The 26,785-nt window shown below is 69.2% G+C and carries 22 protein-coding genes; all 22 read left to right on the forward strand.

Features of this window, described 5'->3' with window-relative positions:
• The 22 genes from carB (at position 1) to ACQFZP_RS04620 (ending at position 26,753) form a co-directional block, all read left to right on the forward strand.
• A complete protein-coding gene (carB, locus tag ACQFZP_RS04515; RefSeq protein WP_211890457.1) occupies positions 1–3,300 on the forward strand; it encodes a carbamoyl-phosphate synthase large subunit in 3,300 nt (1,099 codons plus the stop codon).
• The gene (pyrF, locus tag ACQFZP_RS04520) at positions 3,301–4,191 is read left to right on the forward strand and encodes an orotidine-5'-phosphate decarboxylase (protein ID WP_104311955.1); all 891 of its coding nucleotides are present in this window, start codon (positions 3,301–3,303) and stop codon (positions 4,189–4,191) included.
• Positions 4,188–5,087: a guanylate kinase gene (gene gmk / locus ACQFZP_RS04525; RefSeq protein WP_211890458.1), complete on the forward strand. Its 900-nt coding sequence runs from the start codon at positions 4,188–4,190 to the stop codon at positions 5,085–5,087. Before pyrF ends, gmk begins: the two co-directional genes overlap by 4 nt.
• Entirely contained in the window at positions 5,084–5,410 is a 327-nt protein-coding gene (gene rpoZ / locus ACQFZP_RS04530) for a DNA-directed RNA polymerase subunit omega (RefSeq protein WP_068484449.1), read from the forward strand. The genes gmk and rpoZ overlap by 4 nt, the downstream gene beginning before the upstream one ends.
• 70 nt (positions 5,411–5,480) lie before the next feature.
• Entirely contained in the window at positions 5,481–6,698 is a 1,218-nt protein-coding gene (coaBC, locus tag ACQFZP_RS04535) for a bifunctional phosphopantothenoylcysteine decarboxylase/phosphopantothenate--cysteine ligase CoaBC (protein ID WP_211890761.1), read from the forward strand.
• Positions 6,699–6,752: 54 nt separating this feature from the next.
• Entirely contained in the window at positions 6,753–7,946 is a 1,194-nt protein-coding gene (gene metK / locus ACQFZP_RS04540; protein ID WP_211890459.1) for a methionine adenosyltransferase, read from the forward strand.
• Between the two features lie 14 nt (positions 7,947–7,960).
• Complete coding sequence (locus ACQFZP_RS04545) at positions 7,961–10,036, forward strand: primosomal protein N' (RefSeq protein ID WP_211890460.1); 2,076 nt, start codon at positions 7,961–7,963, stop codon at positions 10,034–10,036.
• 47 nt (positions 10,037–10,083) lie between these two features.
• A complete protein-coding gene (gene fmt / locus ACQFZP_RS04550; RefSeq protein WP_104311950.1) occupies positions 10,084–11,013 on the forward strand; it encodes a methionyl-tRNA formyltransferase in 930 nt (309 codons plus the stop codon).
• On the forward strand, positions 11,010–12,512 hold the full coding sequence (locus tag ACQFZP_RS04555; RefSeq protein ID WP_211890461.1) for an RsmB/NOP family class I SAM-dependent RNA methyltransferase: 1,503 nt from the start codon (positions 11,010–11,012) through the stop codon (positions 12,510–12,512). The genes fmt and ACQFZP_RS04555 overlap by 4 nt, the downstream gene beginning before the upstream one ends.
• A 9-nt stretch (positions 12,513–12,521) precedes the next feature.
• Entirely contained in the window at positions 12,522–13,187 is a 666-nt protein-coding gene (rpe, locus tag ACQFZP_RS04560) for a ribulose-phosphate 3-epimerase (protein WP_104311948.1), read from the forward strand.
• A 24-nt stretch (positions 13,188–13,211) separates the two neighbouring features.
• Positions 13,212–13,475, forward strand: coding sequence for a phosphoribosyl-ATP diphosphatase (locus ACQFZP_RS04565; RefSeq protein ID WP_211890462.1), 264 nt, complete (start codon positions 13,212–13,214; stop codon positions 13,473–13,475).
• Between the two features lie 141 nt (positions 13,476–13,616).
• Positions 13,617–14,456 (forward strand): ATP phosphoribosyltransferase, encoded by an 840-nt coding sequence (gene hisG, locus ACQFZP_RS04570; protein ID WP_104311947.1) that lies wholly within the window; start codon positions 13,617–13,619, stop codon positions 14,454–14,456.
• Between the two features lie 5 nt (positions 14,457–14,461).
• Positions 14,462–15,265, forward strand: coding sequence for an imidazole glycerol phosphate synthase subunit HisF (hisF, locus tag ACQFZP_RS04575; RefSeq protein WP_211890463.1), 804 nt, complete (start codon positions 14,462–14,464; stop codon positions 15,263–15,265).
• Positions 15,262–15,651 carry a phosphoribosyl-AMP cyclohydrolase gene (hisI, locus tag ACQFZP_RS04580; RefSeq protein WP_104311946.1) on the forward strand — a complete coding sequence of 130 codons (390 nt, stop codon included), beginning with the start codon at positions 15,262–15,264 and terminating at the stop codon, positions 15,649–15,651. Before hisF ends, hisI begins: the two co-directional genes overlap by 4 nt.
• The gene (locus ACQFZP_RS04585; RefSeq protein ID WP_211890464.1) at positions 15,638–16,321 is read left to right on the forward strand and encodes a Trp biosynthesis-associated membrane protein; all 684 of its coding nucleotides are present in this window, start codon (positions 15,638–15,640) and stop codon (positions 16,319–16,321) included. Before hisI ends, ACQFZP_RS04585 begins: the two co-directional genes overlap by 14 nt.
• 34 nt (positions 16,322–16,355) lie before the next feature.
• On the forward strand, positions 16,356–16,634 hold the full coding sequence (locus tag ACQFZP_RS04590; protein ID WP_146080783.1) for an HGxxPAAW family protein: 279 nt from the start codon (positions 16,356–16,358) through the stop codon (positions 16,632–16,634).
• A gap of 1 nt (position 16,635) precedes the next feature.
• Entirely contained in the window at positions 16,636–17,409 is a 774-nt protein-coding gene (trpC, locus tag ACQFZP_RS04595; protein ID WP_104311943.1) for an indole-3-glycerol phosphate synthase TrpC, read from the forward strand.
• Positions 17,406–18,668 carry a tryptophan synthase subunit beta gene (gene trpB / locus ACQFZP_RS04600; RefSeq protein WP_104311942.1) on the forward strand — a complete coding sequence of 421 codons (1,263 nt, stop codon included), beginning with the start codon at positions 17,406–17,408 and terminating at the stop codon, positions 18,666–18,668. Before trpC ends, trpB begins: the two co-directional genes overlap by 4 nt.
• The gene (trpA, locus tag ACQFZP_RS04605; protein ID WP_104311941.1) at positions 18,665–19,486 is read left to right on the forward strand and encodes a tryptophan synthase subunit alpha; all 822 of its coding nucleotides are present in this window, start codon (positions 18,665–18,667) and stop codon (positions 19,484–19,486) included. Before trpB ends, trpA begins: the two co-directional genes overlap by 4 nt.
• Positions 19,483–20,544 carry a prolipoprotein diacylglyceryl transferase gene (gene lgt, locus ACQFZP_RS04610; RefSeq protein WP_211890465.1) on the forward strand — a complete coding sequence of 354 codons (1,062 nt, stop codon included), beginning with the start codon at positions 19,483–19,485 and terminating at the stop codon, positions 20,542–20,544. The genes trpA and lgt overlap by 4 nt, the downstream gene beginning before the upstream one ends.
• Positions 20,545–20,731: 187 nt before the next feature.
• On the forward strand, positions 20,732–25,300 hold the full coding sequence (gene gltB / locus ACQFZP_RS04615; protein ID WP_211890466.1) for a glutamate synthase large subunit: 4,569 nt from the start codon (positions 20,732–20,734) through the stop codon (positions 25,298–25,300).
• Positions 25,293–26,753, forward strand: a complete 1,461-nt coding sequence (locus ACQFZP_RS04620; protein WP_104253241.1) for a glutamate synthase subunit beta — start codon at positions 25,293–25,295, stop codon at positions 26,751–26,753. The genes gltB and ACQFZP_RS04620 overlap by 8 nt, the downstream gene beginning before the upstream one ends.
• The last annotated feature ends 32 nt before the right edge of the window (positions 26,754–26,785 follow it).

Raw genomic sequence — 26,785 nt, forward strand, 5'->3', positions numbered from 1 at the left:
ATGCCAAAGCGCACAGACATCTCGAGCGTCCTCGTCATCGGCTCGGGACCCATCGTCATCGGCCAGGCGGCCGAGTTCGACTACTCGGGCACGCAGGCCTGCCGCGTGCTCCGCGAGGAGGGCGTCCGCGTCATCCTCGTGAACTCGAACCCCGCGACGATCATGACCGACCCGGACTTCGCCGACGCCACGTACGTCGAGCCGATCACCCCGGACATCATCGAGTCGATCATCATCAAGGAGCGCCCTGACGCGATCCTCCCCACCCTCGGCGGGCAGACGGCGCTCAACGCGGCCATCGCGCTCCATGAGGAGGGCATCCTCGAGCGTCACGGCGTCGAGCTCATCGGCGCGAAGGTGGACGCGATCCGCCGCGGCGAGGACCGCCAGATCTTCAAGGACCTCGTCATCGAGGCCGGCGCCGAGGTCGCGCGCTCCCACATCGCGACGAGCGTCGAGCAGGCGATCGGCTTCGCCGAGGACCTCGGCTACCCGCTTGTCGTCCGTCCCTCGTTCACCATGGGCGGCCTCGGCTCCGGCTTCGCCTACAACGAAGCCGACCTGATCCGCTTCGTCGCCGACGGCGTGCAGTCGAGCCCGACGGGCGAGGTGCTCCTCGAGGAGTCGATCCTCGGCTGGAAGGAGTACGAGCTCGAGCTCATGCGCGACACCGCCGACAACACGGTGGTCGTCTGCTCGATCGAGAACGTCGACCCCGTCGGCGTCCACACGGGCGACTCCATCACGGTCGCGCCCGCGCTCACGCTGACCGACCGCGAGTACCAGCGCCTCCGCGACATCGGCATCGCGATCATCCGACTCGTGGGCGTCGACACCGGTGGATGCAACATCCAGTTCGCCATCGACCCCTCGAACGGTCGCATCATCGTCATCGAGATGAACCCTCGCGTGTCCCGCTCGTCGGCGCTGGCGTCCAAGGCGACGGGCTTCCCGATCGCGAAGATCGCTGCGAAGCTCGCCATCGGCTACCGCCTGGATGAGATCCCCAACGACATCACGAAGGTGACGCCCGCGAGCTTCGAGCCGACGCTCGACTACGTCGTCGTCAAGGTGCCCCGCTTCAACTTCGAGAAGTTCCCGGCCGCCGACACGACGCTGACGACCACCATGAAGTCGGTCGGCGAGGCCATGGCCATCGGCCGGAACTTCTCGACCGCGCTGCAGAAGGCACTGCGCTCGCTCGAGAAGCGGGGATCGTCGTTCACGTGGGCTGCAGACGAGGTCTCCGTCGAGGAGCTCCTCGAGACGATCAAGATCCCGACCGACGGCCGCATCGTCAACGTGCAGCGCGCGCTCTGGAAGGGTGCGACGCCGGAGCGGATCTTCGAATCCACGGCCATCGACCCCTGGTTCATCGACCAGATCGTGCTCATCAACGAGGTCGCGGCCGAGATCAGCTCCGCAGACGTCGTCGACGCCCGCCTGCTCCGGCACGCGAAGCGCCACGGCTTCTCCGACGCCCAGATCGCGGAGCTCCGCGGGAGCCGCGAGGACGAGGTCCGCGCGATCCGCCACAACTTCGGAGTCCGCCCGGTCTTCAAGACCGTGGACACGTGCGCCGGTGAGTTCCCGGCCTTCACGCCGTACCACTACTCGAGCTACGACCAGGAGTCCGAGGTCACGCCGAGCGACCGCCGCAAGGTGATCATCCTCGGCTCGGGCCCGAACCGCATCGGTCAGGGCATCGAGTTCGACTACTCGTGCGTGCACGCGTCGTTCGCGCTCTCGGACGCCGGCTTCGAGACCATCATGATCAACTGCAACCCGGAGACGGTCTCCACCGACTACGACACGAGCGACCGCCTCTACTTCGAGCCGCTCACGCTCGAGGACGTCCTCGAGATCGTCGAGGTCGAGCGCGGTGCCGGCGAGCTGCTCGGCGTCGTCGTTCAGCTCGGCGGCCAGACTGCGCTGGGACTCGCGAAGGGGCTCGAGGCGGCTGGCGTCCCGATCCTCGGCACGAGCCCGGCAGCGATCGACCTCGCCGAGGAGCGCGGACTCTTCTCCGGCGTCCTCGACCGCGCCGGCCTGATCTCGCCGGAGAACGGCACCGCGACCGACCTCGACGGGGCCCTCGATGTCGCCACGGGCATCGGCTACCCGGTGCTCGTGCGCCCCAGCTTCGTGCTCGGCGGACGCGGGATGGAGATCGTGTACGACGCAGAGCAGATGCAGGACTACTTCTCGCGCATCGAGGGTCAGGCGATCGTCGGACCCGCTCATCCGCTGCTGGTCGATCGGTTCCTCGACGAGGCCACGGAGATCGACGTCGACGCCCTGTTCGACGGCGACGAGCTCTACATCGGCGGCATCATGGAGCACATCGAGGAGGCCGGCATCCACTCCGGCGACTCGGCGTGCACCCTGCCTCCTGTCACCCTCTCGAGCGCTGTCCTGGACAACGTGCGCGACGCGACCCTCGCCATCGCCCAGGGCGTCGGCGTCCGTGGCCTGCTCAACGTGCAGTTCGCGCTGTCGGGCGGCAAGCTGTACGTGCTCGAAGCCAACCCGCGCGCCTCCCGGACCGTGCCCTTCGTCTCGAAGGCCCTCGGTACGCAGCTCGCGAAGGCCGCCGCCCGTGTCATGACGGGGATCTCCATCGCCGAACTGAAGGCCGAGGGACTCCTCCGCGACCAGGACGGCACGCACCAGCCGGCCTCGAGCCCCGTCGCCGTGAAGGAGGCAGTGCTTCCCTTCAAGCGCTTCCGCACGAAGGACGGACGCATCGTCGACTCGCTGCTCTCGCCGGAGATGCGCTCCACCGGCGAGGTCATGGGCATCGACACCGACTTCCCGACCGCATTCGCCAAGAGCCAGCTCGCGGCCTACGGCGGCCTGCCGAAGTCCGGCACCGTGTTCGTCTCGGTCTCCGACCGCGACAAGCGTGCGATCGTGCTTCCTGTCGCGAAGTTCGTCGAGCTCGGGTTCTCGATCGCGGCCACCGAGGGCACAGCTGCCGTCCTCGCGCGCCACGGCATCACCGCCAAGGTCGTCGGAAAGTTCACTCCGGATTCGCCCGACGGCACCACTCCCGGCCAGGACCGCAATATCGTGGACATGATCCACGGGGGAGAGGTCGACATGGTCATCAACACCCCATCGGGCCGCGCGTCACGGGCCGACGGCTACGAGATCCGCACGGCGGCAGTCTCCGCCGACCTGCCCATCTTCACCACGATCTCGGAGCTGTCCGCCGCTGTCGGTTCGCTCTCCGCGCTGCGAAGCGGATTCACGGTGACGAGCCTGCAGGAGTACAACACCCAGAGGGGGGACAGCTAGTTGACTGAGGCGTTCGCGGCGCGTGCTGGAGGGAGCGGGTTCGGAGCCCGACTCCAGCACGCCGTGGAGAACCGGGGCAGGCTGTGCATCGGCATCGATCCGCATGAGTTCCTGCTCGACGCGTGGGGGCTGCCGAACACCGCGGCGGGTGCCAGGGAGTTCGGACTCCGCGTCGTCGAGGCATCGGCGGAGCGCGTCGGCGTGATCAAGCCGCAGATCGCGTTCTACGAGCGATTCGGCTCCAGCGGATTCGCGGCGCTCGAGTCAGTGCTCGGCGCCGCGCGGGAGGCGGGCCTGCTCGTCATCGCCGACGTCAAGCGCGGGGACGTCGGCACGACCCTCGAGGCCTACGCCAAGGCATGGCTCGACGAGGGCTCGCCGCTCGAAGCGGACGCCATGACCGTGAACCCCTACCAGGGCTTCGACTCCCTCGCATCGGCGCTGGAGCTCGCCGACCGTCTCGGCAAGGGACTCTTCGTGCTCGCCGCCACCTCGAACCCGGAGTCGACCTCGATCCAGACGGCCCGCCGAGACCGCGGCTCCCAGCTCGGCGAGACCGTCGCCGGGGGAGTCGCGAAGCGCGCGGCCGCCTGGAATGCCGAGCACACGACCGGCGCGCTCGGCTCAGTCGGCGTCGTCCTCGGCGGCACGGTCGACTTCGACCTCCTCGGCGTCGACCTCGCGATGCTCGGCGCCTCACCCCGGACCCCGATCCTCGCCCCAGGCTTCGGCCACCAGGGTGCCGAGTTCGCGCGCATCAAGGAGACGTTCGGCGCAGCAGCTGAGTCCGTCATCGTCAACGTCTCACGCAGTGTCCTGGCCGCGGGGCCAAATGGCATCGCCGACGCCATCGACCAGCAAGCCGCTGAGCTGGAGGACGCCCTCTCATGACCCAGGTCCCACCTCCGGTCGATCGCGTCGCCGCGTCGCGCGCGGCGGTCCTCGCACGCCAGGCTCGCGCTGAGGTCAAACGCGCCCTTGCGAACGGAACCCGCTCGCCGATCTCCGTGCTCGACGCGAGCCAGTCCGCAGAGCACGCCGCCGAGCACTCCCTCCGCGTGACGCAGTTCCTGCTCAGCATCCCGCACATCGGAGCCACGAAGCAGGCGCGCATCCTCGAAGAGCTCGCGATCTCGCCCTCAAAGCGCCTCGGTGGCCTCGGCCGCAACCAGCGCATCCGTCTCCGCTCGTTCCTGGAGGAGCGGCTGGGCGCGCAGACCGGCGACCGTCGTCTCGTCGTGCTGGCCGGCCCCACGGCGGTCGGCAAGGGCACCGTCGCGAACTACATCCGAGAGCACTACCCGGAAGTCGAGCTCTCGGTGTCCGCCACGACGCGTGCCCCGCGTCCCGGTGAAGTCGACGGCGTGAACTACCACTTCACCGACGACGAGGGCTTCGACCGGCTCGTCGCCGACGAGCAGCTCCTCGAGTACGCCACCGTGCACAACGCCTTCAGATACGGAACCCCGCGCGGACCCATCGACGACGCCATCTCCTCGGGACGCTCGGTCCTCCTCGAAATCGACATTCAGGGCGCAAGACAGGTCCGATCGCGCATGCCAGAGGCTAGACTGGTATTTTTGTTGCCTCCGAGCTGGGACGAGCTCGTGCGGCGCCTCGTCGGGCGCGGCACGGAATCGGCCGAAGAACAGGCTCGGCGCCTCGAAACCGCGAAGGTCGAACTCGCCGCCCAGGACGAGTTCGATGCACTGGTCGTCAACGACTCCGTGCCTGAGGCTGCGGCACGCGTAGTCGAACATCTGGGACTGAACAAGGAGCACGCATGATTGAGAAGCCAAAGGGCATCATCGACCCGCCCATGGACGAGCTGCTGCAGCGAGTCGACAACAAGTACCAGCTGGTCATCTTCGCATCGCGTCGCGCGCGTCAGATCAACGACTACTACTCCGACCTGCACGACGGAGCGATCTACCAGAATGTCGGCCCGCTGATCGACTCCTCGATCGACGACAAGCCCCTGTCGATCGCGCTGCACGAGATCAACGAGCAGAAGATCGTCATGGTCGAGGCTCGCCCGCTCGAGACCCCAGACGACGTCATCGTGTTCGATGACGAGATCAACTTCGAAGACGACGCCCCTCAGGCATAGCACGACCGTGAGCGAGACCGCCGGCGCGCATCCGGCTGACCACGGGACCGACGCGTCCGACGGCCAGCCGATGCGCGTCGTCGTCGGTGTGACCGGCGGCATCGCCGCCTACAAGGCCGTCCAGGTCATCCGCGACCTCGTCCTCCTCGGTCACCACGTCGACGTCGTCCCCACGGAGTCCGCTCTGCGATTCGTGGGCCGTCCGACGTTCGAAGCCATCTCACGCAACCCCGTGCGAACGGACGTCTTCGACGACGTGGCCGAGGTGCGGCACGTCGCATTGGGTCAGCAGGCCGACGTCATCGCAGTGGTCCCGGCCACCGCGAACTCCATGGCGAAGATCGCCGCTGGGCTCTCCGACGACCTGCTGGGCACGACCATCCTCGCGTCGACGGCTCCGCTCATCCTCGCCCCGGCCATGCACACCGAGATGTGGCTCAACCAGGCGACACAGGCCAATGCGGCGCGGCTCGATGCACGCGGCGTCGTCCTCGTCGGGCCTGCCGAGGGTCAGCTGACGGGCAACGACTCGGGCCCGGGACGCCTCGCCGAGCCCAGTGAGATCGTCGCGACGATCCTGAGCGCCGGCCGCGGCGAGCGACGCCGTCGCAGGGACGCCGAACTCGCCAGCGATCTCCGAGGCAGGCGGGTCCTCATCACCGCCGGCGGCACGCGCGAGCCGCTCGATCCTGTCCGGTTCATCGGCAACCGATCGAGCGGACGGCAGGGCTTCGCGCTCGCCGAGCGGGCACTCGCCCGTGGCGCGGAGGTCACCCTCGTGGCGGCCAACGCCGAGGTCCGCCCGCCAGACGGCGTCAAGCTCGTCACGGTCTCGAGCGCCCAGCAGCTCGCGCAGGCCTGCGCCGAGATCGCCCCACGACACGACGTCATCATCATGGCCGCCGCAGTCGCCGACTACCGTCCGGTCACCGTGGCGGAGGGCAAGATCAAGAAAGAGCAGGCTGGCGAGGAGCTGACGCTCACGTTCACTCGCAATCCCGACATCCTGCAGGATCTCGCCTCCGCCCGCGGCAGCGAGCAGGTCATCATCGGCTTCGCCGCCGAGACAGAGACGGACGACGCGGCACTGCTCGAGCTCGGTCGCGCGAAGATCGCTCGCAAGGGGTGCGACTACCTCGTCGTGAACCGGGTCGGCTGGAACCTCGGATTCCAGTCGGACGAGAACTCGATCTTCGTCCTCTCAGCGTCCGGCGACGTTGTCTCGCGTCACACTGGCGACAAAGTGTCGGTGGCCGATGCCATCCTGGACCTGCTCGTCAACGTCTAGCCGTACCGGCCGGTCCAAACCGTCCGGCCGCAACTTCACCGCAAGGGGTTCTTCTTGTCTACGCTTCGCCTGTTCACCTCGGAGTCGGTCACCGAGGGTCACCCTGACAAGATCTGCGACCAGATCTCCGACCGCATCCTCGACGACCTCCTCGCCCAGGACCCGGCTTCACGCGTCGCGGTCGAGACGCTCGTCACGACCGGCCAGGTGCACGTCGCCGGGGAGGTCACGACCAACGCCTACTCGGACATCGCGGGCATCGTCAGGCGCACCATCAGCGAGATCGGCTACACGTCGAGCGATGTCGGCTTCGACGGCTCGTCGTGCGGTGTGTCGATCTCCGTGGGCGAGCAGTCGCCGGAGATCGGGGAGGGCGTCACGACCTCGCTGGAGCACCGCTCTGAGAGCTCGGAGGACGAGATCGCCAAGCAGGGCGCCGGCGACCAGGGCATCATGTTCGGCTACGCGACCCGAGAGACGGACGCGCTCATGCCGCTTCCGATCCACCTCGCCCATCAGCTCGCCCAGCAGCTCGCCGCGGTGCGCAAGTCCGGCGAAGTCGCCTACCTGCGGCCCGACGGCAAGACCCAGGTCACGGTCGGCTACGAGGGAAGCGTGCCGCGTTCCATCGAGACGGTGGTCCTCTCGACCCAGCACGACCCGGGCCTCGAGCAGGCACAGATCCGGGAGGACGTCATCGCGCACGTCGTGCGGCCCGTCCTGGAGCGGAACGGCTTCGCGGGGGCCGAGCCCACCTTCCTCGTGAACCCGTCTGGCAGCTTCATCGACGGAGGCCCCCGCGCCGACGCGGGTCTCACGGGGCGCAAGATCATCGTCGACACCTACGGCGGCATGGCCAGGCACGGCGGTGGGGCGTTCAGCGGCAAGGACCCGTCGAAGGTCGACCGCTCTGCCGCCTACGCCATGCGGTGGGTCGCGAAGAATGCCGTCGCGGCCGGGCTCGCGGATCGACTCGAGGTCCAGATCGCCTACGCGATCGGCAAGGCCGAGCCTGTGGGACTGTACGTCGAGACGTTCGGCACCGGCGCCGTCGCGGATGACAAGATCATCGCGGCGATCCTGAAGACCTTCGACCTCCGCCCCGGTGCGCTTGTCGATGACCTCGATCTCCGCCGCCCCATCTACTCGCAGACCTCGGCGTACGGGCACTTCGGACGCGAGCTGCCCGACTTCACGTGGGAGCGCACCGACCGGGCTGAGGAGCTCCGCCAAGCGGCAGGCCTCTGATCAGCCGACTCACCATGAACGACACGCTTCCGCGGGTCGCGCGAGTTGTCGTCGCCTCGCCGCTCCCGCAGCTCGATCGGGAACTCGAATACGAGATCCCCGTCGAGCTGCGCGAGCGGATCGGCGTCGGCATGCGCGTCGCGGTGCCGCTTCGCACCTCGAACCGCCAGCTGCAGGGGTTCGTGGTCGCGCTCGAGCAGGCGGCCGAGTACGGGGGGAAGCTCGCCTCGATCACCGAGCTCGTCTCGATCGCTCGCGTGCTGACCCCCGAGATCGCCGGGCTCGCACGAGCGGTTGCGGACCGGCAGGCGGGATGTGCGGCCGATGTGCTGCGCCTCGCGATCCCGGCCCGGTCCGTGCGCGTCGAGCAGCGGTGGCTGGAAGCACAGGCGGCGCGAGACGACACGGACGACCAGGCGGCGCCGGCCAGCACCGAGGATCAGGCCTCGGCAGACCAGGCCGCGACTTCGGTCGCGGCGCAGCCCACCCCCGCAGTCCCCGCCGTGCTCGAGGACACCGAGGACGCGCTTGTGCCCATGTACGGCGCGGACGCGGCTGCGCTCCTTGCGAGGGGTTCGGCAGCGAGGCTCGCGATCGATGCGCCCGTCGGCGTCGACGCTGGCGTGCCTCGCTCGCTCCTCGCTCTCGCAGCTGTGGCCGCGGCGAGGGTTCGTGCGGGGGAGTCCGTCATCCTCGCCGTCCCGGACTACCGAGACGTCGAGCTCGCGCTGAAGGCCCTCGGACGATTCCTCGAGACGTCCCGCATCCGCCGCCTCGACACGCGGGCCAAGCCCGCCGAGCGGTACGCCGCCTTCCTCGCCTGCCTCGATGACACCCCGGGCGTCGTCGTCGGGACGAGAAGCGTCATCTACGCCCCGGCGTCGCGCCTCGGCGCAGTTCTCGTGTGGGACGACGGAGACGAGAGCTTCACCGAGCAGCTCGCCCCCTACGCGAGCACGCGCGACGTCGCCCTGCTGCGAGCAGAGCGGGAGTCGCTCACGCTCGTGTTCGCCGCTCACACGCCGAGCCTCGAGGTCGCGCGTCTTGTCGGCATGCACTGGCTCACGCCCGTGCCGCTGGCCCGGCCCGAGGCCCCGAAAGTCATCTCGGGGAGCCAGGCGCTCGCCGAGGAGACGCCAGCCGCGCACGCTCGCATCCCAGCCCTCGCGTGGCAGGAGGCACGACGTGCACTCGAGCACGGGCCCGTGCTGCTGCAGGTCGTCAGGGCCGGCTACATCCCGAGTCTCAGCTGCGCCAGGTGCCGCACGCCAGCTCGTTGCACCGTCTGCGGCGGGGCGCTCGAGTTCGCGCGTCCGTCCGCGCCGCCGTCGTGCCGGGTGTGCGACGCCCTCCACCCCGAGTGGCAGTGCCCCGAGTGCGGAGACAAGCGCCTTCGCAACACCTCGCTCGGAGCCGAGCGGACCGCCGAGGAGCTCGGTCGTGCGTTCCCCGGTACCCGTGTGGTCGTGGCCGACGGAGCGTCAGAGACGGTGTCCATCGACGACCGCCCCTGCCTCGTCGTCGCGACACGAGGAGCTGAGCCCGTGCCGACTTCCGGCTACGCCGGCATCGTGCTGCTCGACACGGAGCGCTCCCTCGCGCAGGAGCGCCTCGACGCGGGCGTCGACGCGCTGCGCGGGTGGTCGAACGCCGCCGCGCTCGCGCACCCGAACGCCAAGGTAGTCATCGTCGGCGGCGAGACACCGGCCGCGCACGCCCTCCGCACCTGGCAGCAGCCCGAGTACGCGACTCGTGAACTGTCCGAACGACGCGAGCTGCACTTCCCACCGGCCGTGCGCGTCGTCGCGCTGACGGGAACTGACGAGGAAGTTCGTCGGGCCCTCTCAACCCTCGAGGCGGTGCCAGAGCTCCAGCCGGGCGGCGCGCTGCAGGTCCTCGGACCGACGCCACAGGAGGTCGGGAGCAGGGTCGTCATCAAGTTCGGCTACGCGCTCGGCACGCCACTCGCGAAAGCGCTCAAGAGCGAGCTCGTGCGTTCGGCCACCAGCAGGCGCCCGCGGGTCGCCGGCAGAGGAGGCGGCCACGCGTCGACCCTGCGCGTACGATTTGACCCGCCGGGGATCTTCTGACCCTCGGCCCAGCTCCACGTTCCACACAACCTCGAGAGGCACCAGCTATGCGGCTCGTCTTCGCCGGCACACCCACCACCGCTGTCCCCAGCCTCGATGCGCTGGTCGACGACGGCCACGAGATCGTGGCTGTGCTGACGCGCGACGATGCGAAGGTCGGTCGGTCCAGGGCGCTGACGCCGTCCCCGGTGGCTGCCCGCGCCCATGAGCTCGGGCTGCATGTCATCAAGAGCAACCGGATGACGCCTGAGGTGACGGAAGAGCTCACGGGGCTCGGGGCCGAGCTCGGGGTCATCGTGGCCTACGGCGCCCTCATCGATGCTGCGACCCTGACGGCGCCGTCGCTCGGCTGGATCAACCTGCACTTCTCCCTCCTCCCCGACCTCCGCGGCGCCGCCCCGGCCCAGCGCGCCGTGATGCGAGGCGACACCACCACCGGCATGACCATCTTCCAGCTCACCGCCGGGCTCGACGAGGGGCCGATCTTCGCTGTGCAGCACTCCCCGATCGGCGAAGAGGAGACCGCTGGCGACCTCCTGGAGCGTCTCGCGGGGGAGGGCGCGGCCTTCCTCACCCGGACTGTCGGCGCCATCTGCTCCGGAACGCTGAGCGCCGAGCCGCAGACTGGCGAGGCGACCTTCGCGCCGAAGCTCGGCAAGCACGACTCGATCATCGACTGGGCGGCTCCCCTCGACCTCGTCGAAGCCCACATCCGCGGAGTCACTCCAGAGCCAGGAGCGGTGGCCCAGGTCGACGGACAACCGCTGCGCATCCTGCGCGTGGCGCGCCCCGATGTGGCGGCCGACGCGCCCACGCTCACCCCCGGCCAGCTCGGTGCGGTCGGCAAGGACGTCTTCGTGGGCACGGGAACCGGCCCGCTCCGGCTGCTCTCCGTGCAGCCGGCGGGAAAGAAGCCCATGCCTGCCAGAGACTGGCTCCGCGGCCGCCGCGACGCAGCGACGCTGGTGCTCGCATGAGCCCCGCAGGAGCTGGTGGCCGCGGCGGCAGCCCCTACCAGGGACGGCGACGACCAGATCAGCCTCCGGCCGGGCGCGGAGTGACTCGCTCACGCCAGGTGGCGTTCGAGGTGCTGAGGGCCGTCGACGAGGACGACGCCTACGCGAACCTGCTGCTTCCGCATCGCATCTCGGCGGCGCGGCTCTCGCCGTCCGACGCGGGGCTCGCCACGGAGCTGACCTACGGCACGCTCCGACGCAGGGGCACCTACGACGCCATCATCGCGGAGGCCTCCGGTCGCGACATCCGGGACATCGACCCACCTCTCCTCGACGTGCTGCGTCTGGGAGCGCACCAGCTGCTCAGCATGCGCACACCGAGCCACGCGGCGGTCAACGAATCCGTCGAGCAGGCCGCGCGCATCGCGTCCCGCGGTGCCTCTGGCTTCGTGAACGCGATCCTGCGCAAGATCTCCCGCACGGACCTCGACGACTGGCTCGACCAGGTCTCCGAGGGCCTGACCGAGGAACGGGCGCTCGCCGTCCGAAACTCGCATCCGGACTGGATCGTGCGCGCGCTCCGCGATGCCCTCACCGCGGAGCATCGCGGCGACGAACTCGCGGCGAGCCTTGCCGCCAACAACGAGTCGCCTGCGGTCAGCGTCGTGGCACTGCCAGGATTCGACACGCCGGATGAACTCGTCGCGTCCAACCCCGACCTGCTGGTCCCGGGTCGCGTCTCACCGCGCGGCCTGACGCTCGCGTCGGGCGACCCCTCGTGGGTGCCGCAGGTCAAGGCCGGGCGCGCCCGCGTGCAGGACGAGGGCTCGCAGCTCGTCACGCTCGCGCTGCTCGAGGCGGAGCCCGTGCGGCCGGGGGAGCGCTGGCTCGACATGTGCGCCGGCCCCGGTGGCAAGGCAGCCCTGCTCGCCGCAAGCGCCACGGAGCTGCAGGCGAAGCTGACGGCCAACGAGCTCGTGCCGGCGCGCGCCGGGCTCGTGCGCGCCGCCCTCGCACCCCTCGCGGCCCCCGTCACCGTCACGAACGAGGACGGCCGCGCCTTCGCGGACACGCACCCGGGCACGTTCGATCGCGTGCTGCTCGACGCACCCTGCACGGGCCTCGGCGCGCTGCGTCGCCGACCGGAGGCGCGATGGCGCAAGCAGAGCAGCGACGTCGCCGAGCTCGTCCAGCTGCAGGAGGAGCTGCTCCAAGCAGCACTCGTCGCCGTGCGGCCGGGCGGGATCGTGGCCTACGTCACCTGTTCGCCGCACCAGGCGGAGACGACGGCCGTCGTCCGCCGAGCGGTTCGACTCTCGGGCGCGGAGGTGCTGGACGCCGCGGCCATCGTGACGCGCGCATCGCACGCTCCCGATCTCGATCTCGGAGCCCGCCCTCTCGGCGACGGCACGCTCGTGCAGCTGTGGCCGCACCGCCACGGCACCGACGCGATGTTCCTGGCGCTGCTGCGTCGTGCGCCTGCCGCGAATCCCGACGAGCAGACGACGCGGACCCCGTAGGATCGGCCCGTGAACGCGCGCATCAACCCCAGCATCCTGGCCGCCGACTTCGCGAACTTCGAGCGTGATCTCAACCTGATCTCCACTGCTGACGCGGCCCACGTCGATGTCATGGACAACCACTTCGTCCCGAACCTCACGTTCGGGCAGCCGATGGTCGAGCGCCTGCAGGAGATCACTCCCGTCCCGCTCGACCTGCACCTCATGATCGAGGACCCGGACCAGTGGGCACCGCAGTTCGCCGAGATGGGGGTCTTCTCGGTGACGTTCCACGCGGAGGCTGCGACAAGCCCAGTGACGCTCGCGAGAAAGCTCAGGGAGCGAGGGGCGCGAGCCGGAATCGCCATCAACCCGGCAACCCCGCTGAGCGCCGTCGAGGAGATCCTTCCCCATTTCGACCAGCTGCTGATCATGACCGTCGAGCCAGGCTTCGGCGGACAGTCCTTCATGGCGGACATGATGCCGAAGCTCGCCAAGGCCGACGCGCTGCGGCGCGCACACGGCCTGGAGACCTGGCTGCAGGTCGACGGAGGGATCTCCCTCGACACCATCGAGCTCGCCGCGGCGAACGGGGCGGACACGTTCGTCGCAGGATCCGCGGTCTTCCGAGGCGACCCCGGCGAGCAGATCGCCGCGCTGCGCGCCGCGGCGACGGCGGCTGGGCACGCGCACTGACCGGCAAGCGACTACGCTGTGCCTGTGAAATCCTTCGACACGCTGTTCGCAGAACTCTCCGAGAAAATCAGCTCCCGCCCCGAGGATTCCGGGACGGTCCGAGAGTTCGACGCCGGCGTTCATACGATCGGGAAGAAGATCGTGGAGGAGGCCGCCGAGGTCTGGATGGCCGCGGAATACGAGAGCGACGAGGAGACAGCCGAGGAGATCTCGCAGCTGCTCTACCATCTGCAGGTCCTCATGCTGGCCAAGGGCCTCACCCTCGACGACGTCTACAGCAAGCTCTAGGCAGCAGGACCCGGCCAACGCTCCAACCAGCGCGCACGAGCCAGCGCAGCACGCGCGCCGCTGAGACGGCGCCCCGGGTGCACACCCGGCGCCGCGCATCCACCCCCGACGCACACTTCCAGAACCAAGGACGTTCCCACAATGCTTCGCATCGCCGTGCCAAACAAGGGCATGCTCGCCGAGACGGCCAACGAAATGCTCCAGGAGGCCGGATACCGCGGCCGCGGTGACAGCCGAGAGCTCGTCGCCATCGACCCCATCAACGACGTCGAGTTCTTCTACCTGCGCCCGCGTGACATCGCGACCTACGTGGGGTCCGGTGTCCTCGATGCCGGCATCACCGGCCGCGACTTCCTCCTGAACACCGAGTCGGCAGCCAAGGAGGTGCGGGCGCTCGACTTCGGCGACTCGACCTTCCGCTTCGCGGGGCCAGCCGGGGAGTTCACGGACGTGAACCAGCTCCAGGGCAAGCGCGTCGCGACGAGCTACACGGGTCTCCTGGGGTCCTGGTTCGCTCGGGCCGGCATCGAAGCCGAGCTCGTGCCGCTTGAGGGCGCCGTGGAGTCGGCCATCCGCCTGGGCGTCGCTGACGCCGTCGCCGACGTCGTGTCAACCGGTGGGACGCTGCGCAAGGCCGGCCTCGAGGTCTTCGGCCCCGTGATCCTCGAGTCGACCGCCGTGCTCATCTCCACGCCCGAGAAGGAGCACGCAGCGAGGCGTCTCCTCGGTCGCCTGGACGGGGTGCTCGTCGCGCGCCGCTACGCGATCATGGACTACGACATCGAGTCCTCGAAGCTCGACGCGGCCCTCGCCATCACGCCCGGCTTCCAGTCGCCGACGATCTCGCCCCTGCGCGACTCCGACTGGGTCGCCGTGCGCTCGATGGTCCCGCAGAACGAGCTCAACCAGGTCATGGACCGGCTCCAGGACGCCGGTGCGAAGGCCATCATCGTGACGGCCCTGCAAGCCGTCCGGATGTGATCTCGATGACCGCCTCATCCTCCACGCAGAAGTCGACCGGCCTCGCGACGCGTGTCATCCCCTGCCTGGACGTCGCAGCGGGGCGCGTGGTGAAGGGGGTGAACTTCCTCGACCTCCAGGACGCCGGTGACCCGGTCGAGCTCGCCGCCCGCTACGCACAAGAGGGCGCGGATGAGCTCACGTTCCTCGACGTCACGGCTTCGACGGAGGGGCGGGGCACAACCTACGACCTCGTCACCCGCACGGCGGAGCAGGTCTTCATCCCCCTCACCGTCGGGGGTGGCGTGCGCAGCGTCGAGGATGTTCGCGTCCTGCTGGCGTGCGGCGCGGACAAGGTCGGCGTCAACTCGGCGGCCATCGTCCGCCCCTCGCTCCTCGACGAGATCTCGTCGACCTTCGGCAACCAGGTGCTCGTGCTGTCGCTGGACGTCAAGCGCTCCGCCTCGACAGAGTCCGGGTTCGTCGTGACGTCGCATGGAGGCCGCACCGACACGGGCATCGACGCGCTGTCCTGGGCCAGCGAGGCCATCGAACGCGGCGCGGGGGAGCTCCTCGTCAACTCGATGGACGCCGACGGCACCAAGGCCGGTTTCGATCTGGAGCTGACGAGACTCGTCCGCGAGATCTCCCCGGTCCCGGTCATCGCCTCAGGCGGTGCCGGAGCGCTCGAGCATTTCGCGCCGGCCGTGGAGGCGGGCGCTGACGCGGTCCTCGCTGCGAGTGTCTTCCACCACAGGCAGTTCACGATCGGCGAGGTCAAGGACTCCCTGGCCGAGGCCGGGGTCACCGTGAGGAGGAGCGTCCGATGAGCACCGCCAGCTTCCCTGTGCCCTCCGAGCAGCTCGACCAGATAGTGGCCAGGACCTCCTTCGACGACCGCGGACTCGTCCCCGTCATCGTCACGCAGCACGACACCCGCGAGGTGCTCATGCTCGCCTACATGAACGAGGAGTCGCTCCGCATGACGCTCACGGAGGGCCGGGTCGTGTACTGGTCCCGGTCGCGCGCTGAGCTGTGGCGCAAGGGCGACACCTCGGGCAACACGCAGCGACTCGTGAGCTTCGCACTCGACTGCGATGCCGACACGATCCTCATCCGCGTCGACCAGCACGGCCCTGCCTGCCACACCGGCACGCGGACGTGCTTCGACGGCGACCAGCAAGCCCTGGACTTCGAAGCTCATGAGCGCGCCTGACGCCGCCGGAAAGCGAGGCAAGCGCACGGCGCTGATGTCGATCGTCGTCGGCGCCGGGCTGGCGATCCTCGCGTGGTCACAGGCGTGGTTCTCGTTCGACCTCGTCCTCGGACCGGAGAGCTACAGCGGTGAGGTCCGCGGAGACGTCGCAGCTCCCGCCGTCATGGCGCTCGCACTCGCCGCGCTTGCCGTGCTCGCCGCGCTGGCGCTGGCTGGCCTCATCTTCCGCTATGTTCTCGGCGGCCTGCTGACGCTCGTCGGCGCCGTCCTCGTGCTGCAGTCGTTCATCGCAGTTGGGAACCCGGCTCCGGCGATCGCGCCGGAGGTGACGGCGGCGTCCGGCCTCGCAGGGGAGCAGACGATCGCGGACGCGGTCGCGGCCGGCACGGTGGCGGTCACCTTCTGGCCATGGCTCGCGGTTCTCGCGGGAGCGATCCTCGTGCTCGCGGGCCTCGCCGTCATCACCACGGCTCGCAGATGGCCGACCGGGGGACGCCGCTTCACGACCACCTCGCTCGAGCCCGCGGATGCGACTGCGGGCGGCGACGATGAGCCGGCCGCCGCACCGGCTGTCGCACCGACCGACAGCGACCGGCGGGTCGAGCAATGGGATGCGCTCAGTCACGGGGACGATCCCACCGACACCGGTGGCACACGAGCATCCAGCTAGACTTACCCAAGCGCACGTGACAAGGAGCACCCTCATGACTGAAATGTCCGCGAAGACGTCCCACGAACCCACGAACATCGCCGAAGCCGAGGAGGTGCAGGAAGCTCCGCTGCAGGAGCCGCACGAGAGCCACGGGCACTCGGTCGCCGCCTGGACCGGCGTGCTCATCATGCTCGCGGGCTTCACGATCGGCACCCTCGGGATCTGGTTCGATCAGGCCGTCCTGACCTGGGTCGGCGTCGCCGCCGTCGCGGTCGGTGCCGTCGCCTGGCCAGTGCTCGCGCGCCTCGGCTTCGGGCCGAAGGCGCACTAGCTTGCTCGAGTCGCTCTACCACGGCGCACTCGAGGACGCCGCAGAACGGCGGGAGCGGACGCCGGCACGTGCGCTCGAGGCACGAATCGCCGACGTTCCGCCAGCGCTCGACGCCTATGCGGCGCTCGCGCGCTCGGAGCGCGTGAATATCATCGCCGAGGTCAAGCGCGCCAGCCCATCGCGCGGCCGTCTCGCTGACATCCCGGACCCGGCCGTCCTCGCCGCCTCCTACGAGCGTGGGGGAGCAGCCGCGATCTCGGTCCTCACCGAGCAGCGCAAGTTCCTCGGCTCGCTCGACGACCTCCGAGCCGTGCGCGACACGGTAGCCGTTCCGGTGCTGCGCAAGGAGTTCATCGCCGAGGAGTACCAGCTGCTCGAGGCTCGTGCCTGCGGCGCCGACCTCGCCCTGCTCATCGTCGCCGGCCTCGACCAGTCAACGCTGGTGCGACTCGCGGAGTTCACCGAGCAGCTCGGCATGACGGCCCTCGTCGAGGCGCACTCGAAGGACGAGCTGCTGCGTGGCCTCGACGCTGGCGCTCGCATCCTCGGCGTCAACGCGCGCAACCTGGCAACGTTCGAGCTGCACCCCGAGCTCTTCGGAGAGCTCGCCCCCCTGTACCCGAGTGACGTGGTGAAGGTCGCCGAATCGGCCGTCCTCGAGCCAGCCCACGTCCGCCGCTACCGCGATGCGGGCGCGGACGCAGTCCTCATCGGGGAGGCCCTCGTCACGGGCGGCGACCCCGAAACTACCTTGGAGACCTTCCACCTCGCATGAGCATTCAGCCCCCCAGCACGACATCGTTGCGCGACGCCTCAGGCCCCTACTTCGGCGAATTCGGCGGGAGGTTCGTTCCCGAGAGCCTCATGGCCGCTCTCGACGAGCTCGCGACCGCGTGGGAGGCGGCGAAGGCGGACGACGAGTTCTGGGCGGAGCTCGGTCGCCTGCACCGCGACTACTCGGGACGCCCGTCGATCATCACTGAGGCCCCTCGGTTCGCGGCGCACGGCGGCGGAGCGCGCATCATCCTGAAGCGCGAGGACCTCAATCACACGGGCTCGCACAAGATCAACAACGTACTCGGCCAGGCGCTCCTGACGAAGCGCATCGGGAAGACACGGGTCATCGCCGAGACCGGTGCCGGCCAGCACGGTGTTGCGACCGCCACCGCCGCCGCGCTCTTCGGGCTCGACTGCACGATCTACATGGGGGCCGTCGACACGGCCCGTCAGGCCCTCAACGTCGCCCGGATGCGCCTCCTCGGCGCCGAGGTGGTCGCGGTGGAAGCCGGCTCAGCCACGCTGAAGGATGCGATCAACGACGCCATGCGCGACTGGGTGGCGTCCGTCGACACCACGAACTACCTCTTCGGGACCGCCGCCGGGCCGCATCCGTTCCCCGCGCTCGTGCGCGACCTGCAGGCAGTGATCGGCGAGGAAGCTCGTCAGCAGGTCATCGACCTGACGGGGTCGCTGCCCGATGCGGTGGTGGCCTGTGTCGGCGGTGGTTCGAACGCCATCGGCATCTTCAGCGCCTTCCTCGACGACGAGAAGGTCGCCCTGTACGGCTACGAGGCGGCGGGTGATGGCGTCGACACGCCGCGCCACGCTGCCACGATCGGCGGCGGACGGCCAGGAGTGCTCCACGGCGCGCGCACGCTGCTGCTGCAGGACACGGACGGGCAGACGGTGGAGTCGCATTCGATCTCGGCCGGCCTCGACTACCCCGGGGTCGGGCCTGAGCACGCCTACCTCGCGTCCATCGGGCGCGCACGCTACCTTCCGGTGACCGACGCCGCGGCCATGGACGCGTTCCGACTCCTGGCTCGCACCGAGGGCATCATCCCGGCGATCGAGTCGAGCCACGCGCTCGCCGGGGCGCTCGAGCTCGGGAAGGAGCTCGGGCCAGACGCCACGATCCTGGTCTCGCTCTCCGGGCGCGGTGACAAGGACATGGAGACGGCCGCCGAGTACTTCGGGCTCGGAGACCCGGACCGCACCGAGGGCCTCGACGCATCAGAAGGACAGGGCAAATGACCTCAGCACCCTCCGCACTCGAGAGCGTCATCGACGCCGCGAACCGGGACCGCAGGGGCGCGCTCGTCGCGTACCTGCCCGTCGGGTTCCCCGATTTCGAGACCTCCGTCGCGGCGGCCATCGCGGTCGTGAAGGCCGGGGCGGACGTGCTGGAACTCGGCATGCCGTACTCCGACCCCGTCATGGACGGCCCCGTCATCCAGGCTGCGGCCGTGCAGGCGCTTGAGGGCGGCTTCCGCACGGAGCACGTGTTCGAGGCCATCAGACGGATCCGCGCCGAGGTCGACGCGCCGATCGTCGTCATGACCTACTGGAACCTCGTCATGCAGTACGGCGTCGACGCGTTCGCGCGGGACCTGGCCGAGGCTGGCGGCAACGGGCTCATCACCCCGGACCTCGTGCCAGACGAGGGCGCCGAGTGGATCGCGGCGGCCAAGAGCCATGACCTTGACCGGGTCTTCCTCGCAGCGCCCAGCTCGAGTGACACTCGCCTCGACCTCGTCATCGACTCCAGCAGGGGCTTCGTGTACACGGTCTCCACGATGGGCATCACCGGCGCCCGCGCTGATGTCGACCAGGCGGCGCGGACGCTCGCAGATCGACTGCACGCGCACGGCTGCACTCGGGCCTGCGTCGGACTCGGCATCTCCAGCGCGGAGCAGGTGCGCGAAGTCCTCGAATACGCCGAGGGCGCCATCGTCGGCTCCGCCCTCGTCAAGGCCCTCGCCGCCGGAGGCGTCGAGGCGGTCGCGGAGACCGCGGCCCAGCTCGCGCGCGGCACGGCCCTCGAGGCCACGACTTCGAAGGAACACGCATGACGCCCCTGACCGGAATCCCCAGCCCGCCCCTCGATTGGGCGAGCTTCGAGGTCGGCCCCCTGACGGTGCACCTCTACGCGCTGTTCATCGTCGCCGGCATGGTGCTCGCGGTGCTGTGGACCGACCGGCGCCTGACCGCTCGTGGTGGGGAGAAGTGGATCACGGTCGACTTCGCCATCTGGGCCGTCCTGCTCGGCCTGCTCGGCGCGCGTCTCTATCACGTCTTCACGCACCCCGCCGACTACTTCTTCGAGGGCGCGAACTTCTGGCGCATCTTCTTCATCTGGGAGGGCGGCAACGCCATCATCGGCTCCCTCATCGGCGGCGCGATCGGCATCTTCATCGCGAGCCGCATGACGGGCATCCGGATGCTCGCCTTCTCCGACGCGCTGATCCCCGGACTGCTGCTCGCGCAGGCCGTCGGACGCCTCGGAAATTACTTCAACCATGAGCTCTACGGGTGGCCGACCGATCTGCCCTGGGGCCTGCAGATCGAGGCGAGCAACCCGGCGTTCCCCGTCGGGCTGCCGGAAGGCACGCTCTTCCACCCCACGTTCCTCTACGAGATGCTGTGGAACCTCGCGGGCATCGCGATCATCGTGCTCCTCGAGCGCATGTTCCGGTGGCGCGCCGGAAAGACGCTCGCCTCCTACCTCATCTGGTACGGCACGGGTCGCATCTGGATCGAGTCGATCCGCGTCGACTACTCCGAGGTCATCCTCGGCATGCGCTCGAACGTCTTCGGTGCCCTGTGCCTCGTCATCGTCGGCATCGCGCTGTTCGTCGTCGTCTCACGCCTCCCGGTCTCGCAGCTGAGCGACAGCGTCTATCTGCCCGGGCGCGACCCGGAGTCGGAAGCAGCGGCCAAGGCCGCCGAGGAAGACGAGCTGGGTGAGCAGGAGTCGGATGAGGGCGACGAGGACGAAGCGGACGCAGAGGAAACCTCCGCGCAATCTGAGGTTCACGACGAGGAAACTTCCGTAGCCAAGCCTAACTCGCCCGACGGTGAAGAAACACCTGATGAGCGCAAGGAAGCTTCCGACTCGTCGAGGGTGTGATCCGCCGGGCACGACCCTCCTGGGCTGCCTGGAGTCGCACGCGAAACACAGAGGTAACACAGCGGTCGTACTCTGCTGAATGGACCGACGGACGCCTGTAGGCACCCGCCCCCACGGGCTCCGTCAACATCAGTCTTCTGTCGAGTCCGCCAAGCGACCCATGGCACCACCGACGAGGGGACGAGTTATGACCTCCGCCGCCTTTCCAACGAATGGCTACCCAGAAGCAGCCGGTCTCTATGACCCTGCGAATGAGCGCGATGCCTGCGGGCTCGCGATGGTCGCCACCCTGCGCGGCACGCCGGGCCACGACATCATCGATCACGCGCTCGACGCGCTGCGCCACATGGAGCACCGCGGCGCGGTCGGCTCGGACGCCGGAACGGGTGACGGCGCCGGCATCCTGACCCAGATCCCCGACGAGTTCTTCCGCGCGGTGAGCGGGTTCGAGCTTCCGGCAGAGGGGCGCTACGCCGTCGGCAACGCCTACCTTCCGGTGGACCCTGACGAGCGGGCGCGCGTCAAGGCCGGAATCGTCAAGCTCGCGGCAGAAGAGGACCTCCGGGTCATCGGCTGGCGCGAGGTCCCCGTGCAGCCGGATGAGCTCGGCAAGCTCGCACGCGCCGCGATGCCGGTCATCGAGCAGCTCTACGTGCGCAGCGAGCGCCAGAACTTCCGGGGCAACCCGCGCAAGGGTGCGTCCCTCGACCGTCAGTGCTACCGCCTGCGCAAGCGCGCGGAGCACTCGCTCGGGGTCTACTTCATGTCGCTCTCGTGCCGCATGATCACCTACAAGGGCATGGTGACGACGCTCCAGCTGGAGCCGTTCTTCCCCGACCTCGGCGACGAGCGCTTCGCGTCCAAGCTCGCGATCGTCCACTCTCGCTACTCGACCAACACGTTCCCGTCGTGGCAGCTCGCGCAGCCCATGCGCATGATGGCCCACAACGGCGAGATCAACACCGTGCGCGGCAACCGCAACTGGATGCGCGCCCGCCAGTCGCAGCTTCGATCCGAGATCCTCGGTGACGTCTCCGATCTCTTCCCGATCGTGACCGAGGGCGCGAGCGACTCCGCGTCCTTCGACGAGGTGCTCGAACTCCTCACGCTGTCCGGCCGCTCGCTGTCGCACGCCGTGCACATGATGGTGCCGGCCGCATGGGAGACCGCAGAGGACCTGAGCGCTGAAGTTCGCGACTTCTACGAGTACCACTCGCTGATCATGGAGCCGTGGGACGGCCCCGCCGCCATGGCCTTCACCGATGGCCGCTACGTGTGCGCGACCCTCGACCGCAACGGTCTGCGCCCCGGACGCTTCGTCCAGACCGCCGACGGGCTCATCGTCCTCGGCTCCGAGGTCGGCGTCGCCAGCCTCGACCCAGCCACCGTCATCCGCAAGGGGCGCCTGCGTCCCGGCCAGGTGCTCCTCGTGGACACCGAGGTCGGCCGTCTCATCGAGGACGAAGAGGTCAAGCACGATCTCGCCGAGCTCCAGCCGTGGGGCGACTGGCTCGACGAGGGCCGCATCAACCTCGCGGAGCTGCCCGAGCGCGAGCACGTGACGCACACCCCCGCATCCGTCGAGCGCCGCCAGCGCACGTTCGGGTACACGGAGGAGGAGCTTCGCATCCTGCTCGCCCCTATGGCGAAGAACGGCGCGGAGCCGATCGGCGCCATGGGCACTGACACGCCCATCGCGATCCTCACCGACCGACCGCGCCTCGTCTTCGACTACTTCACGCAGAACTTCGCGCAGGTCACCAACCCGCCGCTGGATGCGATCCGCGAGGAGGTCGTGACGAGCCTCACGACGAGCATCGGCCCCCAGGAGAACCTCCTGAGCGCGGGCCCAGAGCACGCTCGCCAGGTCGTCCTCGACTTCCCGGTCATCGACAACGACCAGCTCGCGAAGATCCAGCACATCGAGCAGCGCCCAGGCATCGACGCGGCCGAGACGCTTCGCGGCTGCTACCGCGTCGACGACGGCGTCGAGGGACTGCGCAAGCGCCTCGAGGAGCTGTGCGAGGAAGCAGACCGCGCCATCGACGCCGGCGCGGGATTCCTCGTGCTCTCCGACCGCGACTCGAACCGTGACTACGCCCCCATCCCATCGCTGCTCATGACGAGCGCGGTGCACCACCACCTGATCCGCACCGAGCGCCGCATGCGTGTCGGGCTCGTCATCGAGGCGGGCGATGTGCGTGAGGTCCACCACGTCGCCGTGCTGCTCGGCTACGGCGCGTCCGCAGTCAACCCGTACCTCGCCATGGAGTCCTGCGAGGACATGGTGCGCCAGGGCAAGCTCACCGGGGTCACCGAGGAGAAGGCGGTCGCGAACCTCATCAAGGCGCTGGGCAAGGGCGTCCTGAAGATCATGTCGAAGATGGGCATCTCAGCAGTCGCCTCGTACGCTGGTGCGCAGTGCTTCGAGGCCGTGGGCCTCTCGAACGAGCTCGTCAGCGAGTACTTCACCGGCACGGCGTCGAAGATCTCCGGCATGGGGCTCGAGGGCATCGCTCGCGAGAACGAGCTGCGTCACCGCCACGCCTACCCCGCCCAGGCGGCTCCCGCATCGCACCGCCCGCTCGACATCGGCGGCGAGTACCAGTGGCGCCGCGAGGGGCCGCCCCACCTCTTCAACCCGAACACGATCTTCCGCCTCCAGCACTCCACGCGCGAGGGTCGCTACGACATCTTCAAGGAGTACACGAAGCTCGTCGACGACCAGGCGGCCGAGACGATGACCCTCCGCGGGCTGTTCAAGCTCAAGGTCGGCGAACGGCCTCCCGTGCCGATCGACGAGGTCGAGCCAGCCTCCGCGATCCTCAGGCGCTTCCAGACCGGAGCGATGAGCTACGGCTCCATCTCGAAGGAAGCGCACGAGACGCTCGCGATCGCGATGAACCGCATCGGCGGCAAGTCCAACACGGGCGAGGGCGGCGAAGATGTCGAGCGTCTGCTCGACCCGGAGCGCCGCAGCGCGATCAAGCAGGTCGCTTCCGGGCGCTTCGGCGTCACGAGCATGTACCTGACGCACGCCGATGACATCCAGATCAAGCTCGCGCAGGGCGCGAAGCCGGGCGAGGGCGGGCAGCTGCCCCCGACGAAGGTCTACCCGTGGGTGGCCCGCACACGCCACGCGACGCCGGGCGTCGGGCTCATCTCGCCGCCCCCGCACCACGACATCTACTCGATCGAAGACCTCAAGCAGCTCATCTTCGACCTGAAGCGGGCCAACCCGTCTGCGCGCATCCACGTGAAGCTCGTGAGCGAGAACGGCATCGGGGCAGTGGCCGCCGGGGTCACGAAGGCACTCGCCGACGTGGTCCTCGTCTCCGGCCACGACGGCGGAACCGGCGCCTCGCCGCTCAACTCGCTCAAGCACGCAGGAACGCCCTGGGAGCTCGGCCTCGCCGAGACCCAGCAGACGCTCATGCTCAACGGCCTCCGCGACCGAGTGGTCGTGCAGGTGGATGGGCAGCTCAAGACGGGCCGCGACGTCATCGTCGGCGCGCTGCTGGGCGCCGAGGAGTTCGGCTTCGCGACGGCCGCCCTCGTCGTCTCCGGCTGCATCATGATGCGCGTCTGCCACCTCGACACGTGCCCCGTCGGCGTCGCGACTCAGAACCCTGAGCTGCGTTCGCGCTACACCGGCCAGGCGGATCACGTCGTCAACTTCTTCGAGTTCGTGGCGCAGGAGGTCCGCGAGTATCTCGCGGAGCTCGGCGTGCGCTCGCTCGACGAGATCATCGGCAAGCGCGAGCTGCTCGAAGTCGACGACGCCATGCATCACTGGAAGACCGAGGGCCTCGATCTCTCCCGCGTCCTCACGGGCCACGAGTTCGGCGACGCGCCCACGCGCAGCCTCGTCACCCAGGAGCACGAGCTCGACCAGCACTTCGACCAGAAGCTCCTCGAGCTCGCCGAGAAGGCCCTCGAGAACGGCGAGTCGGTCAAGGTGTCGATGGACGTCATCAACACCGACCGCGCCGTCGGCACGATGCTCGGACACCACGTGACGCGCGGGCACGGCGAACACGGGCTCCCGGCCGGCACGATCAACATCGAGCTGCGGGGGACCGCCGGGCAGTCGCTCGGTGCGTTCCTGCCGAACGGCATCCGCATCCGCCTCGTCGGCGACTCGAACGACTACGTCGGCAAGGGGCTCAGCGGTGGGGAGATCATCCTGCGCCCTGACGAGCGCGCACCGTTCAAGTCCCACGAGAACGTCATCGCCGGCAACGTCATCGGCTACGGCGCGACCAGCGGCACGATGTTCCTCAGCGGCGTCGTCGGCGAGCGCTTCCTCGTGCGCAACTCCGGTGCGACGGCCGTCGCGGAAGCCGTGGGCGACCACGCGCTCGAGTACATGACGGGAGGCCTCGCCGTGATCCTGGGCGAGACCGGCAAGAACTTCGGCGCCGGCATGTCGGGCGGCATCGCCTACGTGCACAAGCTCGACCCGAAGCTCGTCAACCCCGACATGCTCTCGACGGGCGAGCTCGGTCTCACGACGCTCACGAGCGCCGATGCGGACATCCTCCGCGACATCCTCGAACGGCATGCCACGGAGACCGACTCGCAGCTGGCCCGCGAGATGCTCGACGACTTCGACGCGGTGTCGAAGGAGTTCACGAAGGTGCTCCCTCGCGACTACGCGAAGGTCACCGAGATCCGCAACGCCGCCGTCGAACGCGGTGGCGACCCCGACGACAGCACGACCTGGCACGAGATTCTGGAGGCGACCCGTGGCTGACCCGAGAGGATTCCTCACCAACCGCGAGCGGGAGCTCCCGACGCGCCGTCCAGTGCCCGTGCGGATCATGGACTTCAGTGAGGTCTACGACCCGCAGGAGCCAACCCAGTTGCGCCGCCAGGCGGGGCGCTGCATGGACTGCGGCGTGCCCTTCTGCCACCAGGGCTGCCCCCTCGGCAACATCATCCCGGAATGGAACGACCTGACGTTCCGCGGTGACATGGCCGGAGCGAGCGAGCGACTGCACGCCACGAACAACTTCCCAGAGTTCACGGGCCGCCTGTGCCCGGCTCCGTGCGAGTCGTCGTGCGTGCTCGGCATCAACCAGCCGGCCGTCACGATCAAGCGCGTGGAGCAGTCGATCGCTGACACGGCGTTCGCCGAGGGCAACGTACGTCCGCACCCGCCCGAGCGTCTCACGGGCAAGACGGTCGCCGTCGTCGGCTCGGGCCCCGCCGGCCTCGCCGCCGCCCAGCAGCTGACGCGTGCGGGCCACACGGTCGCCGTCTTCGAACGGGACGACCGCATCGGGGGACTCCTCCGCTACGGCATCCCGGACTTCAAGATGGAGAAGTCAGTCCTCGACGCCCGCCTCTCGCAGATGCGCGCCGAGGGCACTCGGTTCCGCACCGGCATCGAGATCGGCCGGGACATCACGTGGGACAACCTGCGACAGCGCTACGACGCCGTCGTGGTCTGCACAGGGGCGATGGTCCCGCGCGACCTGCCCGTTCCCGGGCGCGAGCTCAAGGGCGTCCACTACGCGATGGACTTCCTGACGCAGTCGAACCGCGTGGTCGCAGGCGACGACCTCGCCTCGCAGATCCACGCTGAAGACAAGCACGTCATCGTCATCGGCGGTGGCGACACGGGAGCCGACTGCATCGGCACGTCCCACCGCCAGGGCGCAGCCTCGGTCACGAACCTCGCCATCGGCAAGGAGCCGCCGACGGAGCGCCCGGCGCACCAGCCCTGGCCGACGACGCCGACGCTGTTCGAGGTGTCGACCTCGCACGAAGAGGGCGGCGAGCGAGCGTTCCAGGCGTCGACGGTCGAGTTCATCGGCGACGAGTCGGGGCGCGTGCGCGCGATCCGCCTCGCCGAGACGGAGTTCCGCGCGGATGGCTCGCGCGGTCCGAAGGCGGGAACAGAGCGTGAGCTGCCCGCCGACCTCGTGCTGCTCGCCATGGGATTCACGGGACCGGAGCGGCACACGATCGAGCCGCAGCTCCAGCTTCCCTTCACATCCCGCGGGGCGTTGGATCGCACGGCGGAGTACGAGACGGAGCTGCCCGGCGTGTTCGTCGCGGGCGACGCGGGCCGCGGCCAGTCGCTCATCGTCTGGGCGATCGCCGAGGGACGTGCGGCGGCCGCCTCCGTCGACCGGTATCTTGAACAGTCGACGGAACTTCCCGAGCCGATCCTCGCCACCGAGCGCGCGATCTCGCTCTGAGTCCGCCACCACGCGCCGCAGGGCGCACCTCA

It is taken from the genome of Pseudoclavibacter sp. Marseille-Q434, from assembly GCF_050315415.1.
Taxonomy (GTDB): domain Bacteria; phylum Actinomycetota; class Actinomycetes; order Actinomycetales; family Microbacteriaceae; genus Pseudoclavibacter.

Bases quoted from the DNA above. Each gene is read 5' to 3' on its own strand.
- carB (WP_211890457.1), top strand. From the start codon at position 1: ATGCCAAAGCGCACAGACATCTCGAGCGTCCTCGTCATCGGCTCGGGA.
- gmk (WP_211890458.1), top strand. From the start codon at position 4,188: ATGACCCAGGTCCCACCTCCGGTCGATCGCGTCGCCGCGTCGCGCGCG.
- rpoZ (WP_068484449.1), top strand. From the start codon at position 5,084: ATGATTGAGAAGCCAAAGGGCATCATCGACCCGCCCATGGACGAGCTG.
- coaBC (WP_211890761.1), top strand. From the start codon at position 5,481: ATGCGCGTCGTCGTCGGTGTGACCGGCGGCATCGCCGCCTACAAGGCC.
- ACQFZP_RS04545 (WP_211890460.1), top strand. From the start codon at position 7,961: ATGAACGACACGCTTCCGCGGGTCGCGCGAGTTGTCGTCGCCTCGCCG.
- fmt (WP_104311950.1), top strand. From the start codon at position 10,084: ATGCGGCTCGTCTTCGCCGGCACACCCACCACCGCTGTCCCCAGCCTC.
- ACQFZP_RS04555 (WP_211890461.1), top strand. From the start codon at position 11,010: ATGAGCCCCGCAGGAGCTGGTGGCCGCGGCGGCAGCCCCTACCAGGGA.
- hisG (WP_104311947.1), top strand. From the start codon at position 13,617: ATGCTTCGCATCGCCGTGCCAAACAAGGGCATGCTCGCCGAGACGGCC.
- hisF (WP_211890463.1), top strand. From the start codon at position 14,462: ATGACCGCCTCATCCTCCACGCAGAAGTCGACCGGCCTCGCGACGCGT.
- hisI (WP_104311946.1), top strand. From the start codon at position 15,262: ATGAGCACCGCCAGCTTCCCTGTGCCCTCCGAGCAGCTCGACCAGATA.
- ACQFZP_RS04585 (WP_211890464.1), top strand. From the start codon at position 15,638: ATGAGCGCGCCTGACGCCGCCGGAAAGCGAGGCAAGCGCACGGCGCTG.
- ACQFZP_RS04590 (WP_146080783.1), top strand. From the start codon at position 16,356: ATGACTGAAATGTCCGCGAAGACGTCCCACGAACCCACGAACATCGCC.
- trpB (WP_104311942.1), top strand. From the start codon at position 17,406: ATGAGCATTCAGCCCCCCAGCACGACATCGTTGCGCGACGCCTCAGGC.
- trpA (WP_104311941.1), top strand. From the start codon at position 18,665: ATGACCTCAGCACCCTCCGCACTCGAGAGCGTCATCGACGCCGCGAAC.
- lgt (WP_211890465.1), top strand. From the start codon at position 19,483: ATGACGCCCCTGACCGGAATCCCCAGCCCGCCCCTCGATTGGGCGAGC.
- gltB (WP_211890466.1), top strand. From the start codon at position 20,732: ATGACCTCCGCCGCCTTTCCAACGAATGGCTACCCAGAAGCAGCCGGT.